General features: G+C 67.6%; 12 protein-coding genes. 4 read left to right on the top strand and 8 right to left on the bottom strand.

Annotation, left to right across the window (positions count from 1 at the left end):
• The 5 genes from HMPREF2581_RS33630 to speB all read right to left on the bottom strand — a co-directional run.
• Nucleotides 1–612 (bottom strand): thiamine pyrophosphate-binding protein (locus HMPREF2581_RS33630; protein WP_049264847.1); only part of this gene is annotated, 612 nt, incomplete at its 3' end.
• Between the two features lie 75 nt (nucleotides 613–687).
• A complete protein-coding gene (locus tag HMPREF2581_RS23295) occupies nucleotides 688–2,079 on the bottom strand; it encodes a sodium:solute symporter family protein (protein WP_003087011.1) in 1,392 nt (463 codons plus the stop codon).
• 93 nt (nucleotides 2,080–2,172) lie between these two features.
• Nucleotides 2,173–3,684 carry a purine-cytosine permease family protein gene (locus HMPREF2581_RS23290; RefSeq protein ID WP_003140298.1) on the bottom strand — a complete coding sequence of 504 codons (1,512 nt, stop codon included), beginning with the start codon at nucleotides 3,682–3,684 and terminating at the stop codon, nucleotides 2,173–2,175.
• Nucleotides 3,685–3,702: 18 nt separating this feature from the next.
• On the bottom strand, nucleotides 3,703–4,122 hold the full coding sequence (locus HMPREF2581_RS23285; protein ID WP_003109911.1) for a YybH family protein: 420 nt from the start codon (nucleotides 4,120–4,122) through the stop codon (nucleotides 3,703–3,705).
• Between the two features lie 14 nt (nucleotides 4,123–4,136).
• Nucleotides 4,137–5,096, bottom strand: a complete 960-nt coding sequence (gene speB / locus HMPREF2581_RS23280; RefSeq protein WP_003087022.1) for an agmatinase — start codon at nucleotides 5,094–5,096, stop codon at nucleotides 4,137–4,139.
• A 207-nt stretch (nucleotides 5,097–5,303) separates the two neighbouring features.
• Between speB and HMPREF2581_RS23275 the strand changes: the two genes are divergently transcribed.
• Nucleotides 5,304–6,197 (top strand): LysR family transcriptional regulator, encoded by an 894-nt coding sequence (locus HMPREF2581_RS23275; protein ID WP_003087025.1) that lies wholly within the window; start codon nucleotides 5,304–5,306, stop codon nucleotides 6,195–6,197.
• 3 nt (nucleotides 6,198–6,200) lie between these two features.
• Here the strand turns inward: HMPREF2581_RS23275 and bdlA are convergent, their stop codons facing one another.
• Entirely contained in the window at nucleotides 6,201–7,454 is a 1,254-nt protein-coding gene (gene bdlA / locus HMPREF2581_RS23270; protein WP_003140296.1) for a biofilm dispersion protein BdlA, read from the bottom strand.
• Between the two features lie 293 nt (nucleotides 7,455–7,747).
• On the opposite strand from bdlA, the gene HMPREF2581_RS23265 reads away from it, so the two are divergent.
• The gene (locus HMPREF2581_RS23265) at nucleotides 7,748–8,359 is read left to right on the top strand and encodes a tRNA-uridine aminocarboxypropyltransferase (RefSeq protein ID WP_003087029.1); all 612 of its coding nucleotides are present in this window, start codon (nucleotides 7,748–7,750) and stop codon (nucleotides 8,357–8,359) included.
• Here HMPREF2581_RS23265 and HMPREF2581_RS23260 read toward each other — a convergent pair.
• Nucleotides 8,317–8,652 carry a hypothetical protein gene (locus tag HMPREF2581_RS23260; protein WP_003087031.1) on the bottom strand — a complete coding sequence of 112 codons (336 nt, stop codon included), beginning with the start codon at nucleotides 8,650–8,652 and terminating at the stop codon, nucleotides 8,317–8,319. The genes HMPREF2581_RS23265 and HMPREF2581_RS23260 overlap by 43 nt on opposite strands.
• A gap of 195 nt (nucleotides 8,653–8,847) precedes the next feature.
• Between HMPREF2581_RS23260 and HMPREF2581_RS23255 the strand changes: the two genes are divergently transcribed.
• Nucleotides 8,848–10,464 carry an ATP-binding cassette domain-containing protein gene (locus HMPREF2581_RS23255; protein WP_003140295.1) on the top strand — a complete coding sequence of 539 codons (1,617 nt, stop codon included), beginning with the start codon at nucleotides 8,848–8,850 and terminating at the stop codon, nucleotides 10,462–10,464.
• Here HMPREF2581_RS23255 and HMPREF2581_RS23250 read toward each other — a convergent pair.
• Entirely contained in the window at nucleotides 10,430–12,019 is a 1,590-nt protein-coding gene (locus tag HMPREF2581_RS23250; protein ID WP_016254143.1) for a hypothetical protein, read from the bottom strand. The genes HMPREF2581_RS23255 and HMPREF2581_RS23250 overlap by 35 nt on opposite strands.
• A 259-nt stretch (nucleotides 12,020–12,278) precedes the next feature.
• Between HMPREF2581_RS23250 and HMPREF2581_RS23245 the strand changes: the two genes are divergently transcribed.
• The gene (locus tag HMPREF2581_RS23245) at nucleotides 12,279–12,710 is read left to right on the top strand and encodes an acetyltransferase (RefSeq protein WP_003140292.1); all 432 of its coding nucleotides are present in this window, start codon (nucleotides 12,279–12,281) and stop codon (nucleotides 12,708–12,710) included.
• Nucleotides 12,711–12,745: the final 35 nt, after the last annotated feature.

The raw sequence follows: 12,745 nt of genomic DNA, 5'->3' as shown, positions 1-12,745 counted from the left end.
TGGCTTCTTCGCGTTGCGCAGGCGCGCCGCGGCCTCGCGCAAGGGCGCGAGTGCCGGCGCCGGGCGGCTGGCGACGGTGCGCGGGCGCAGGGCCAGGTGTTCGGCGGGCGCGGTGATGACGTCGAGCGGCAGCTCGATGTGCACCGGCCGCGGCCGCTCGCTGTCGAACACGGCGAAGGCGCGGGCGAGCACCGCCGGCAGCTCCTCGGCGCTCATCAGGGTATGGCTGAAGGCGCAGACGTTGCCTACCAGGTTGCGCTGGTTCGGCAGCTCGTGCAGGTAGCCGTTGCCGTGGGCCAGGCGCGCGCGTTCGTTGACGCTGGAGATCACCAGCATCGGAATCGAGTCGGCGTAGGCCTGGGCCATGGCGGTGAGGATGTTGGTCATCCCCGGGCCGGTGATGATGAAGCACACGCCGGGCTTGCCGGTGACCCGTGCGTAGCCGTCCGCCATGAAGCCGGCGCCCTGCTCGTGGCGCGGGGTGACATGGCGGATACGGCTGCCGGGCAGGCCGCGGTAGAGTTCTACGGTATGTACGCCGGGGATGCCGAAGACGGTCTCGACGCCCCAGGCTTCGAGTTGCTTGACGAGGAATTCGCCGCAGGTGGTCATGGCCGTTCCTTTTTCATGTTCTCGGGAATGGAAAAGGCGAGGGAAAGTCCCTCGCCTGTCGGGGTTGTGCCTGGTTCAGGCGGCGCTGGCGACACCCGTCGGGCGCCGCGAGAACAGGCTGACCAGGACGAAGCTGAGCAGGCCGACCGCCAGGCTGTAGTAGATCGGCGTATTGGCGTCGAGGCCGTCCTTGATCATGAACACCAGCACGGTAAGGAAGCCCAGGGTCATGCTGGTGATGGCGCCGGCGGTGCTGGCGCGCTTCCAGTAGATCGCGCCGATCAGCGGGATCAGCATGCCGCCTACCAGCAGGTTGTAGGCCACGGTCAGGGCGCTGATCACGTCGCTGACCACCAGGGCGATGCCGAGCACTACCAGGCCCAGCAGCAGGGTGGCGATGCGGTTCTCGTGCACGTCGCCGTTGTCGGACTGGCCGCGGCCGCGGCGCAGGCGCGGCAGCAGGTCCTGGGTGACGGTGGTGGACGCCGCCAGCAGGCCGGCGCTGGCGGTGGACATCAGCGCCGCCAGGGCGGCGGCGATGACCAGGCCGCGGATGCCGTTCGGCAGGCTGTGCTCGACCACGCTGGCGAAGGCGTTGTTGACGTTCTCCAGGTCCGGCAGCAGGACCTTGGCGGCCATCCCGATCAGCGCCCCGGCCATGCCGTAGAGCACGCAGTAGATACCGGCGGCGGAGCCGGCGACCTTGGCCACGGTCTCGCTGCGGGCGGTGAACACCCGCTGCCAGATGTCCTGGCCGATGAAGATGCCGAAGAAGTAGATCAGGAAGTAGGTGACGATGGTGTCCCAGCCGATCGCGGTGAAGTCGAAGTAGCTGGCCGGCAGCTTGGCCACCAGGGCGTCCCAGCCGCCGGCGTCGTTGATCGACAGCGGCATCAGCAGGAACACCAGGCCAACGGTCATGATCAGGAACTGCACGATGTCGGTCAGGGTCAGCGACCACATGCCGCCGATGGTGGAGTAGAGCACCACGACGCCGCCGCCGATCAGGATCGAGACCCAGAACGGCAGGCCGAACAGGACCTGCATGACGGTGCCGATGGCGATGGTCGAGGTGGCGCCGATCATCAGTGCGTAGACCAGCATGATCAGGGCGCTGGCGTGGCGCGCGGCGGGGTTGTAGCGACGCTCCAGGACCTGGGTGACGGTGTAGATCTTCAGCTTCAGCAGCGGCTTGGCCAGGAACAGGCTGAGGCCGACGATGCCGAGGCCGATCGCGCCGCACAGCCAGAAGCCGGAGATGCCATGGACGTAGCCCAGGCGCACGGTGCCGATGGTGGAGGCGCCGCCGAGGACGGTGGCGGCCATGGTTCCCAGGTAGAAGCCGGGGCCGAGGTTGCGGCCGGCCACCAGGTAGTCGTCGCGGGTCTTGGCGCGGCGCATGCCGTACCAGCCCAGCGCGATCATGCCCGCGGCGTAGATCAGAACGACGAATATGTCGAGGGCCATATCAGGTCTCCCAAGTTTCTCATTGTCATTGTTGTTTCCGGCGAGGCGCCGGAAGCGCGGGACGCTGGCGTCCCGCCGTGTGTGTACCCCGCCTCAGGCGGTGGCTATCGCAGGGGCCCTCCGCGTGCCGTGCGCGCGTACCCAGCGCGGTCCTCGCGGGCCGTAGACGCAAGGCGGTTCCGGGAACAGGCGCAGCAGTGCCAGGTAGAGCAGGGCGGCCAGGCCGAGGGCGACCGGCAGGCTGAGGTCGATGCCGCCGGCCAGTTCGCCGAGCGGACCGACGAATTGCCCCGGCAGGTTGACGAAGGCCAGGCCGGCTGCCGCGCTGGGAATCCAGGCGCCCATTCCGCGCCAGTTCCAGCCGTGCTCGAACCAGTAGGCGCCGCCGCGCTGGCCGCGGGTGAACACCTGCAGGTCGTCCGGGCGGTAGAAGCCGCGACGGGTCAGCAGGCCGATCAGCATGATCACCATCCACGGGGTGGTGCAGGTGACGATCAGCACGGCGAAGGTGGAGACGCTCTGCACCAGGTTGAAGGCGAAGCGGCCGACGAAGATGAAGCCGATCGAGGCGACCCCGATCAGCACCGTGGCCTGCACCCGCGAGAGCAGGCGCGGGAACACGCTGGACATGTCCAGCCCGGTGCCGTACAGCGAAGTGGTGCCGGTGGACATGCCGCCGATCACCGCGATCAGGCATACCGGCAGGAAGAACCAGCCGGGAGCGATGGCCAGCAGGCCGCCGACGTAGTTGTTGGCGGCGATGTAGTCCGGCGCGCGGACGGCGACGATGGTCGCGGTGGCGAGGCCGAACAGGAAGGGAACCAGGGTCGCCAGTTGCGCGCCGATCACCGCCAGCATGATCCGTGCCTGCGAGGTCTGGCGTGGGATGTAGCGGGCCCAGTCGCCCAGGAAGGCGCCGAAGGAGATCGGGTTGCTCATGGCCAGCAGGGTGGCGCCGATGAAGGCGGCCCAGAAGCCCGGCTGGCCGAGCTGCACGCTGCCGGCGTAGGCGGCGTCGAAGGGGCCGGCGAAGGCGAACAGGCCGAGCAGGAACAGCAGGCTGGCGGCCCACACGGCGATCCTGTTGACCAGCAGCATGAAGCGGAAGCCGTAGATGCATACGGTCAGCACCAGCACGGCGAACAGGCCGTAGGCCAGGCCCAGGTTCCGTTCGCTCTCTTCCAGGCCGACCAGGCGCCGGGCGCCGCCGACCAGGGCGTCGCCGGAACTCCACACCGAGAGCGAGAAGAAGGCGATGGCGGTCAGCAGCGAGAGGAAGGAGCCGACGATGCGCCCGTGCACGCCGAAGTGCGCGCCGGAGGAGACCGCGTTGTTGGTGCCGTTGAGCGGGCCGAACAGGCCCATCGGGGCGAGGATCAGCGCGCCCAGCGTGACGCCCAGCAGGATCGCCCACAGTCCGGCCTGGAAGGACAGCCCGAAGAGCACCGGAAAGCTGCCGAGCACGGCGGTGGCGAAGGTATTGGCGCCGCCGAAGATCATGCGGAACAGATCGACCGGCGTGGCGTTGCGTTCGTGGTCGGGAATCTGTTCGACCCCGAAGGTTTCGATGCGTGTGATTGCGTGTTGGTTATTGTTGTTATCCATGACGTTCTCCCGGGAGAGCTAGCTAGTCGATGGCAGATACTCCGGCATCGCCGACAAGTGCTCATGGCAGGCCAGCCAACGGCCTTCTTGTTGTTCTAGGCGGAACAGGATGGTTTCCCGTTCCCGGTTCAGGCTTTCCGTTCCCTGGAGGCGCAGCCGGGTGGCGACATCGTGGCTGAAGATCGCCAGGTCGCCTTGCAGGCTGACGCAGGTATTGCTGGATTCGCACGCCAGCACTTCGAAGCCGTCCTCGCGTCGCCAGCGCTCCCACAACTCGCGGTAGGCCGCGCGCGAGCGCAGCGGCTGAGGCCAGTTGTGGAAGATGAAGCTGGCGTCCTCGCTGAAGGCGGCGAAATAGGCCTCGGCATCGTTGCGGGCGAAGGCCGCCACCAGTCGGCGGGCGGCCTCCAGCACCTGTTCGACGCGGTCGTCGGTCATGGTCGCGCTACGGCTCAGCGACGCACCACGCCCGGGAGGACGCAGAGCATTTCATAGAGCAGGTTGGCGCCCAGCAACGAAGTGTTGCCGGTGGTGTCGTAGGGCGGTGAGACTTCGACCAGGTCGCAGCCGACCAGGTCCAGGCCCTGGCAGCCGCGGATGATTTCCATCGCCTGGATGGTGGTCAGGCCGCCGATTTCCGGGGTGCCGGTGCCGGGCGCCCAGGCCGGGTCGATGCCGTCGATGTCGAAGCTCAGGTAGACGGGGCCGCCGCCGACCTTCTCGCGGACCTCGGCCATCAGCGGCTCCAGCGACTTGTGCCAGCACTCCTCGGCCTGCACCACGCGGAAGCCCTGCTTGCGGCTCCAGTTGAAGTCCTCGGCGGTGTAGCCCTGGGCGCGCAGGCCGATCTGCACCACGCGGTCGCAATCCAGCAGGTCTTCTTCCACCGCGCGGCGGAAGGTGGTGCCGTGGGCGATCTTCTCGCCGAACATGTGGTCGTTGACGTCGGCGTGGGCGTCGATGTGGACCAGGCCGACCTTGCCGTGCTTCTTCTTGATCGCGCGGAGGATCGGCAGGGTGATGGTGTGGTCGCCGCCGAGGGTCAGCGGGAGGATGCCGTGACCGAGGATGCGGTCGTATTCCTGCTCGATGATGCGCACGGCTTCCAGCAGGTTGAAGGTGTTGATCGCGACGTCGCCGATGTCCGCCACGTTCAGCGAGTCGAAGGGGGCGGCGCCGGTGGCCATGTTGTAGGGACGGATCATCACCGATTCGGCGCGGATCTCGCGGGGGCCGAAGCGGGTACCGGAGCGCAGCGAGGTGCCGATGTCGAGGGGCACGCCGACGAAGGCGGCATCGAGGGCGTCGAGTTCGGCGGGGGACTGGACATGGGGCAGGCGCATCATGGTGGCGATGCCGCCGAAGCGGGGCATTTCATTGCCGCCCAGGGGCTGGTGGAGATTCTTGTCCACGGGGTGGCCTCACGGTCGTTGTGGTTGTTTTAGGGGTCGGACGGATTCTCTTCACAGCCGGTAGCGAGTCAAATCGCTGGCTACAAATAATCAGTTCAGAGATTTCTAAACTAACGGCGAAGCGGCTAGACTTCGCCGCCGAGCCCGGACGGCGGCCTTTGCCTCGGCCCGCAGTTCGAAATCCTCGCCCCGCAAACCGGAGTCGCCGTGTCCAACGCCTTGCCCGACCTGCGCCTGTTGCGCATCTTCGCCGCGGTGGTGCGCCACCAGGGCTTCGCCGCCGCCCAGCAGGAGTTGAACCTGTCGACCTCGGCGATCAGCACCTACATGAGCCAACTGGAGAACCAGCTCGGCATCGTGCTCTGCCACCGTGGCCGCGGCGGCTTCAGCCTGACCAGCAAGGGCGAGCTGTTCCACCAGGAGACCCTGCGCATCCTCGGCGAACTGGAAGGCTTCGGACGCTACGCGCTGGCGTTGAAGGGCGAGCTGCGCGGCACCCTGAACCTCGGTGTGCTCGATTCCACGGTGAGCGACCCGGCGCTGCCGCTGGCCGAGGTGATCGGCGCCTTCAGCCGCGAACACCCGGCGGTGCACCTGCACCTGCTGGTGCAGAGCCCCTACGAACTGCAACTGAGCGTGCTGGAGAACCGCCAGGACCTGGCCATCGGCGCCTTTTCCAGTCGCATGAACGGACTGGTCTACCAGCCGCTGTACCGCGAACAGCACTGGCTGTACTGCAGCGACCGGCATCCGCTGTTCGACGGGCGGAGGATTCCCGCCGACCTGATCACCCAGCAACGCATGGTCGGCCGCGGCTACTGGAGCCAGGCCGAGCTGGCCCGGCACGGCTTCAAGCACAGCGCGGGGACGGTGGAGAGCATGGAGGCGCAACTGATCCTGATCCTGTCCGGCGGCTACATCGGCTACCTGCCGGAGCACTACGCCCACCCGTGGGTCGAGCAGGGCCGTCTGCGCGCCCTGCTGCCGGCGACCTTCGGCTACCAGGCGCCATTCTCCCTGATCCTCCGCCGCGGCCGCTCGCGCGAGCCGCTGATCCAGGCCTTCCGCGACCAGTTGCGGACGCAGATGAGCCTGGCCTGAGCCCTAGAGATCGGCGTTGAGGGTGCGCGAGAACTGCTGCACCGCCTCCACCACCTTGTGCGTGCTCTCGCGGATGCCGAGGATCGCCGTGCCGGCCTCGTTGGCCAGCTCCACGCCGCGCCGTGCCTGTTCCTGGCTGTGCTGCATGTCGTCGATGACGCTGCGGGTGCCGGTCTGGATGCGACCGATCATGTCGGCGATCTCCTTGGTCGACTTGCTGGTGCGCTCCGCCAGTTGCCGCACCTCGTCGGCCACCACGGCGAAGCCGCGACCCTGGTCGCCGGCGCGGGCGGCCTCGATGGCGGCATTGAGGGCGAGCAGGTTGGTCTGCTCGGCGATCTCGCGGATGGTGTTGACGATCGAGGTGATCTGTTGCGAGTGCTGTGACAGTTCGCCGATGTTCAGCGAGGAAGCATCCAGGGTATTCGCGATCTTGAGCATTTCCTCCACCGCGCTCTGGATGATCAGCGCGCCGTGTTCGGCGACGGTGCGGGTCTCGGTGGACAGGGTGTGGGCCTGGTGGGCGTTGTCCGCCTCGGCCTGGTAGCGGCGCATGCGGTCGCTGACGTCGCTGGCGAACTTGACCACCTTGAACAGCTTGCCGTCGGCGTCGTAGACCGGGTTGTAGCTGGCTTCCAGCCAGACCGGCTGGCCGTTGCGGTGGACCCGGCGGAACTGCCCGGTAACGTACTCGCCGCGGTTCAGGCGGCGCCAGAGGTCGGCGTACTGCGGGCCGTCGCGGTAGCCCGGTTCGCAGAACTGACGGTGGTTGGCGCTGGCCAGCTCGGCTCGGCCATAGCCCATGGTGGCGAGGAAGTTGTCGTTGGCCGCGAGGACATTGCCGTCGAGGTCGAACTCGATCATCGCCATCGAGCGGGACAGGGCATCCAGCTTGCTCTGCATCTCGTGTTCCTGGTGGACGATGGCATCGATGTCGCTGGCGTACTTGACCACCTTGAGCAGTCGACCCTGCCCGTCGCGTACGGGGTTGTAGGTGGCTTCCAGCCAGAGTGGCCGGCCCTCGCGGGTAATGCGCTTGCAGCGGCCGGAAAAGTGTTCGCCGCGCCGCAGGCGTTCCCAGAAGCGCCGGTAGTCTTCCGATTGCGCGTAGGCGCCGTCGCAAAGCTGGCGATGCGGTTTGCCGAGGATCTCGTCGCGGCGGTAGCCCAGCAGGGTCAGGAAATTCTCATTGGCATCGATGATGTTGCCGTCGGGGTCGAACTCCACGCGCGCCATGGAGCGGTCCAGCGCTGCCATGTGCAGGCGCTCGGCGGCGAGTTGCTGTTGCAAGTCGGCGTTCATCTGTCGGTACTTGCGAGTGAACATGAGAAACATCCTTGGATAGAGAGGGGCTCATCCCAGTCTTCGGCGCGGACGGACGGGAGTTGAGAGGGCGGGACGATTGTATTTTTTCATCGAACGACAAAAATTCGTCGTTATTCTTAATGGGTGAAGAAAGTTGCTGCCATTCGTCGGAAATATGACGTTTTTGCGAGCGAGAGAATGCCTCTCCGCCTGTGGCACACTGGGCCCCTTCCAGGAGTCGTCCCATGTCACGTATCCGCTGCGAGCGTTGCGCTCGCCCCGCCAGCCACTGCCTCTGCGCATTGATTCCCTCCTTGCCGTCGCGTACGCGGGTGCTGGTCCTGCAGCACCCCAGCGAGGTCGGGCACGCGCTGAATACCGCAGGGTTGGCCGTGCTCGGCTTGCGCAATGCGGAATTGCGGGTCGGCGAGCGTTTCGCCGAGGAGACCTGGCGAGTGCCGGGCTACCGGGCCTGCCTGCTGTTTCCCGGCGAGCAGGCGCGAGCGCTGGCGGGGATGGCCGCCGAGGCCGCCGGTGAGCCCCTCCTGCTGGTGGTGCCGGACGGCACCTGGCGCAAGGCGCGCAAGCTGCTGCACCTGAACCCGGCCCTGGCGGCCCTGCCGCGGGTGAGCCTGGCCGAAGGCATGGCGTCGCGTTATCGCCTGCGCAAGGCGCCGGGAGAGGGCGCGCTGTCGACCATCGAGGCAATCGCCGCGGCGCTCGACGAACTGGAGGCGCCGCGTACCCACGAAGCCCTGCTGAAGCCATTCGATGCCCTGATCGAGGGGCAGATCGCGGCGATGGGGGAGGATACCTACCGGCGCAACCATCTCAACCAGGAGCGCCGCCGCCGATAGCGGTCGAGCAGTTCCGGGATCGCCGTTTCGCGCCAGAACTCCGGGCTGACCATGCCGCTGGACATGCCGCCGTGGGCGTGGCGCGCGAGGTAGATCAGGGCATCGTATTCCAGCGGATGGCCGCTGAGGCGCTCGAAGGTCTCGCCGAGCAGGCGTTCCAGGGCCGCGGCGGAGGCCGGCCAGGGCGCGTCCGCCAGTTGCCCGGCCATTTCCTGCCAGAGGTAGGGGTCGCCACGGCCGCCCCAGCGCGAGGGTTCCCGTTCGAAGAGTTCGGCGATGCGCAGTCTGGCCATGTCGGTCGGTCGTGTCTGTCGAAAGCGAAAAGTATGCCCGATTGGCGGGACCGCATGGGCGGAGTAGACTGCCGCGGTCTTTCCTTCCGTACGAGGTGTTCGTCCGATGCGCAATTGATGCTGCCGTGTCCGCACGGCCGGTTTTCCGTCCCTGGCCCGAGGGCCCGGGGGAATGCATGCATCAAGGGGGTATCCATGACGAATACGTCGACCCTGACGCTTGATGGCGTCTCTTTCCAGCTGCCGGACGGCAGCCTTCTGTTTTCCGATCTCGACGAAACCTTCGACACCCGGCACACCGGGCTGGTGGGACGCAACGGCGTCGGCAAGTCGCTGCTCGCGCGCCTGCTCGCCGGACACTTGCAGCCGTCCAGCGGCAGCGTCCGGCGCCAGGGGCGCGTGCGCTACCTGGCGCAGCAGCTCGATCCGGCCGACTATCCGACCGTCGCCGACCTGGCTGGCGTCCGCCCATGGCTGGAGGCGCTGGCGCGGATCGAGGCGGGTAGCCTCGACGACGCCGACTACGAATGCCTGGGCGAGCGCTGGGACATCCGCCAACGCCTGGCCGACGCCCTGGCCGCCGAGGGGCTCGGCCATCTCCGCGCGGATACCCCGAGCGAACGCCTGAGCGGCGGCGAATGCATGCGCGTAGCGCTGCTCGGCGCATTCCTCGACGACGCCGACTTCCTCATCCTCGACGAACCGAGCAACCCTCTCGACGGGCCGGCGCGCGCCTTGTTGCGGGCGCGGCTGGCGGCCTGGGACGGCGGCCTGCTGCTGGTCAGCCATGACCGCGAACTGCTCGAGGGCATGCAGCGGATCGTCGAGTTGTCGACCCTCGGCCTGCGCAGCTATGGCGGCGGCTATTCCTTCTACGCACAGCTCCGGGAGGAGGCGCGCGAGGCCGCCGAGCGCCGCCTGGACCGGCATCGTCTGGAGCGCAAGCGGCAGACCCTGGCCATGCGCGAACAGCAGCAGCGCCAGGAGCGGCGCCAGGCCAGCGGCCGGCGCGAAGGCAAGACGGCGAACCAGGCGAAGATCCTGCTCGGTGGGTTCAGGGAACGTAGCGAGGTCAGCGCCGGCAAGCTGCGCAATGCCCACCAGGCGGAGCGCGAGCGCCTCGACCGCGAGGTGCGCGAGGCTGCCAGGGAGGTCGAGGAGGCGTCGCCGCTGCTGCTCGATTCGCCCGATGCCGAACTGGCGGCACAGCGCCGGATCGTCGAGTTGAAGGGCGTGGTCCTGCCGCATCTGCGCGGGCCGTTGCGCGAAATCGACCTGCTCCTGAGCGGTCCGCGACGGCTGGCGCTGGTCGGCCCGAACGGCAGCGGCAAGTCGACCCTGCTGCGGCTGCTGGCCGGGCAACGGGCGCCGCTGGCGGGAACCTGCGCGGTGACGGTGGGCGCCGCCTATCTCGACCAGCGGCTGAGCGTGCTGGACCACGGGCGAGGCGTGCTGGAGCAGTTGCTGGAGGTCAATCGCAGTCGCGGCGAAAGCTGGCTGCGCACGCGCCTGGCGCAACTCGGCTTGCCGGCTGAACGGCTCGCCCAGCCGTGCGCGACGCTGAGCGGCGGCGAACGCCTGAAGGCGGCCCTGGCCCTGGTGCTCTACGCCGACCGGCCGGCGCAGTTGCTACTGCTCGACGAACCGGACAACCACCTCGACCTGGCTGCGCGGCAGGCCCTGGAAAGCATGCTCGGGCAGTACCGTGGGGCCTTGCTGGTGGTGTCCCACGACCCGGTGTTTCTCCGCCACCTGGCGCTGGACGGCGAACTGCGGGCTACTGCCGCGGGTTGGCGCCTGGAGGACCGATGAGCTGGCCATCCGCCGCGACCTGCAGGAGGCTGACTCCGCCGTGGCTGAAACCGATGGCGAGGAGTTTGTCGCTGACTGCCAGGCACAGCGGTATGGCGTCTGCCGTGCGGTAGCGCCAGCGACATTCGCCGCTGGCGAGGTCGCGTACCTCGACCTGACCATCGACCAGCGCCAGTGCGATCCATTGTCCGCCGGGCAACGGCGCGAAGGCGCTGACCTGGGCGGACAGGGTCGCGCCCCAGAGCGTGCCGCGGCTCTCCAGGTCGTAGCAGGTCAGGCGCTGGGTACCGTAGGCGTGATGCGGCGAGTTGTAGACCTTGGCGTTGAGCAGCAGGCGATTGCCCAGCAGGCAGCCGTGCAGGTTGTTGAAGTGCTCCGGGTGGCGCTCCAGGCGTAGCACTTCGCGGGTCTTGAAGGTCTGCGGGTCGAGGCGGAACAGGCCTTTGTCCTGGTGCTGCTCCGGCGGATTGCCGGCCAGGTAGAAGAAGGCTTCGCCGCGGTCGATGCGCAGATGGTGGTTGAACAGGTCGTAGTGTCCGAGACGGCGCCTGTGGACGATCCGGCCGGCTGGGTCGAGCACGAGGTCTTCCAGGTCTTTGCCCTCGAGGGCGATCTGGCGGGCGAGAAAACCGCCTTGGGCGGATTGCGCCAGCAGATGGCGGCAGTCGCTCAGGAGCAGCGGTTGTCCCGGCGTTAGCGGCACCTTGAACAGTCGCTGGGCGGCATACCCAAGTTGCAGATTGACCAGCAGGCTGTCGTCCGTGGCGTTATGGAAGACCTGCAGGCACTGGCCCCGTTCGGCCAGTTCGAAGCTGCGCAGGCTGTCGTTGGCCAGATTCCAGAGCTCGAGCCGGGGGCTGGCGCGGGCGATGGCCAGGCGTTGTCCGTCGAGAAAGCACAGGTCCCATACCGGTGGACGATGCAGGAACCGCCGATCTTTGCCCAGGGCGAGGTTTTCCAGGATCGGCAGCGCTGCTTCGCGTTGTGTCGAGGCAGGGTAGAGGGCCCAGTCGAAGGGCAGGCGGGTGCCGGGCAGGTCGTCCAGCACCAGTGGGGCGTCGACCGGAAAGGCTAGCGAATGGCGCTGGCGGAACAACGGTCGGTCCTCCAGGTCGTCGCTGGGGGCGACGGTGAAGGCCAGGCGCCGGCCGTCGTCCTCGAAGTCGCAGGCGAGCACTTCGCGGTTGTCGGCGAGCAGCGATTGGATCTTGCCGCTCGCGTAGTCCCAGGCCAGCAGACCGCCTTCGAAGAAGGCGCCGCCGTCGTAGCGTCCGCCGCCGATCACCAGTACGGGCCGGCTCGGGTGCCAGGCGATGGCGTTGAGCGGAAAGCCCAGGTCCGGCAGGACGGCGATGCATTCGAGGTCGCCGCCGCGGTACAGGCGCAGGCTCTGTTCGTAGACGTCGAGCTGTCGGCCCGGGTGTTGCCCATGAAAGGCGCTGGCCACCGCGAGGAGCACGCCGCCGGGAGCCTGAAACACGGCGTAGGGCTCGCCGATGTCGGCGAAGGCGCAAGCGGGCAGCCTGCGGCCGGAAGGAAGCGGGGAGCTGGGCATGGGCGATACCGGGAAAGAGAGTCGGGCGCAGTGTCGTTCATTCGTCGTTTCGGGAAAAGCATGGGAAGAGCGGCTGTTCCGACCGGTCGTTTTCTTCTAGGATGGCGCTCCCTTCCTCCCTCGTCGCCGCCGCTGTGCACCGTCCATGCGTTGATTCGCGCCACGGGCATCCAGGCGACGAACCTCAGCGTGGCGCCCGGCCTGGCGGTCGCGGCTGCCTTTCGTTCTACCTGGAATCTTTCGGATAAAGGAATCCAGCATGCACATTCGCAAGCGCGTCGACGCCGACAACACGGCATTGGTCGACCTGTGGGAACGTTCCGTCCGCGCGACCCACGACTTTCTCAGTGAAGCGGACATCGTCGAGCTTTACCCACAGGTCCGCGACCTGTACCTGCCGGCCGTCGAGGTCTGGGTGCTGGTCGACGACGACGGCGTGGCCCAGGGCTTCATTGGCCTGAACCAGACGCATGTCGAGATGCTCTTCGTCGAACCCGGGCTGCGCGGCCGGGGTATCGGCCGACGCCTGCTCGATCATGCGCGGGCGACCTGGCCGCGCCTGAGCGTCGATGTCAACGAGCAGAACCCGCAGGCCTGCGGTTTCTATCGACACTATGGGTTCCGCCAGACCGGCCGCTCCGCGACCGACTCGGCGGGGCGGCCGTTCCCGCTGCTGCACATGAGCCTCTAGGAGGGCGCGGCACCTCGCCACGTGGGGCGAGGTGC

Source organism: Pseudomonas sp. HMSC057H01 (assembly GCF_001836405.1).
Classification (GTDB): domain Bacteria; phylum Pseudomonadota; class Gammaproteobacteria; order Pseudomonadales; family Pseudomonadaceae; genus Pseudomonas; species Pseudomonas aeruginosa.
Note: the sequence above shows the minus strand (reverse complement) of the source record. Positions and strands in the feature narration are given on the sequence as shown.

Excerpts from the sequence above, each read along its gene's own strand:
- HMPREF2581_RS23245 (WP_003140292.1), top strand. The coding sequence starts at position 12,279 with ATGCACATTCGCAAGCGCGTCGACGCCGACAACACGGCATTGGTCGAC.
- HMPREF2581_RS23255 (WP_003140295.1), top strand. The coding sequence starts at position 8,848 with ATGACGAATACGTCGACCCTGACGCTTGATGGCGTCTCTTTCCAGCTG.
- HMPREF2581_RS23260 (WP_003087031.1), bottom strand. The coding sequence starts at position 8,652 with ATGGCCAGACTGCGCATCGCCGAACTCTTCGAACGGGAACCCTCGCGC.
- HMPREF2581_RS23250 (WP_016254143.1), bottom strand. The coding sequence starts at position 12,019 with ATGCCCAGCTCCCCGCTTCCTTCCGGCCGCAGGCTGCCCGCTTGCGCC.
- bdlA (WP_003140296.1), bottom strand. The coding sequence starts at position 7,454 with ATGGCAGCGCTGGACCGCTCCATGGCGCGCGTGGAGTTCGACCCCGAC.
- HMPREF2581_RS23285 (WP_003109911.1), bottom strand. The coding sequence starts at position 4,122 with ATGACCGACGACCGCGTCGAACAGGTGCTGGAGGCCGCCCGCCGACTG.
- HMPREF2581_RS23265 (WP_003087029.1), top strand. The coding sequence starts at position 7,748 with ATGTCACGTATCCGCTGCGAGCGTTGCGCTCGCCCCGCCAGCCACTGC.
- HMPREF2581_RS23290 (WP_003140298.1), bottom strand. The coding sequence starts at position 3,684 with ATGGATAACAACAATAACCAACACGCAATCACACGCATCGAAACCTTC.
- HMPREF2581_RS23295 (WP_003087011.1), bottom strand. The coding sequence starts at position 2,079 with ATGGCCCTCGACATATTCGTCGTTCTGATCTACGCCGCGGGCATGATC.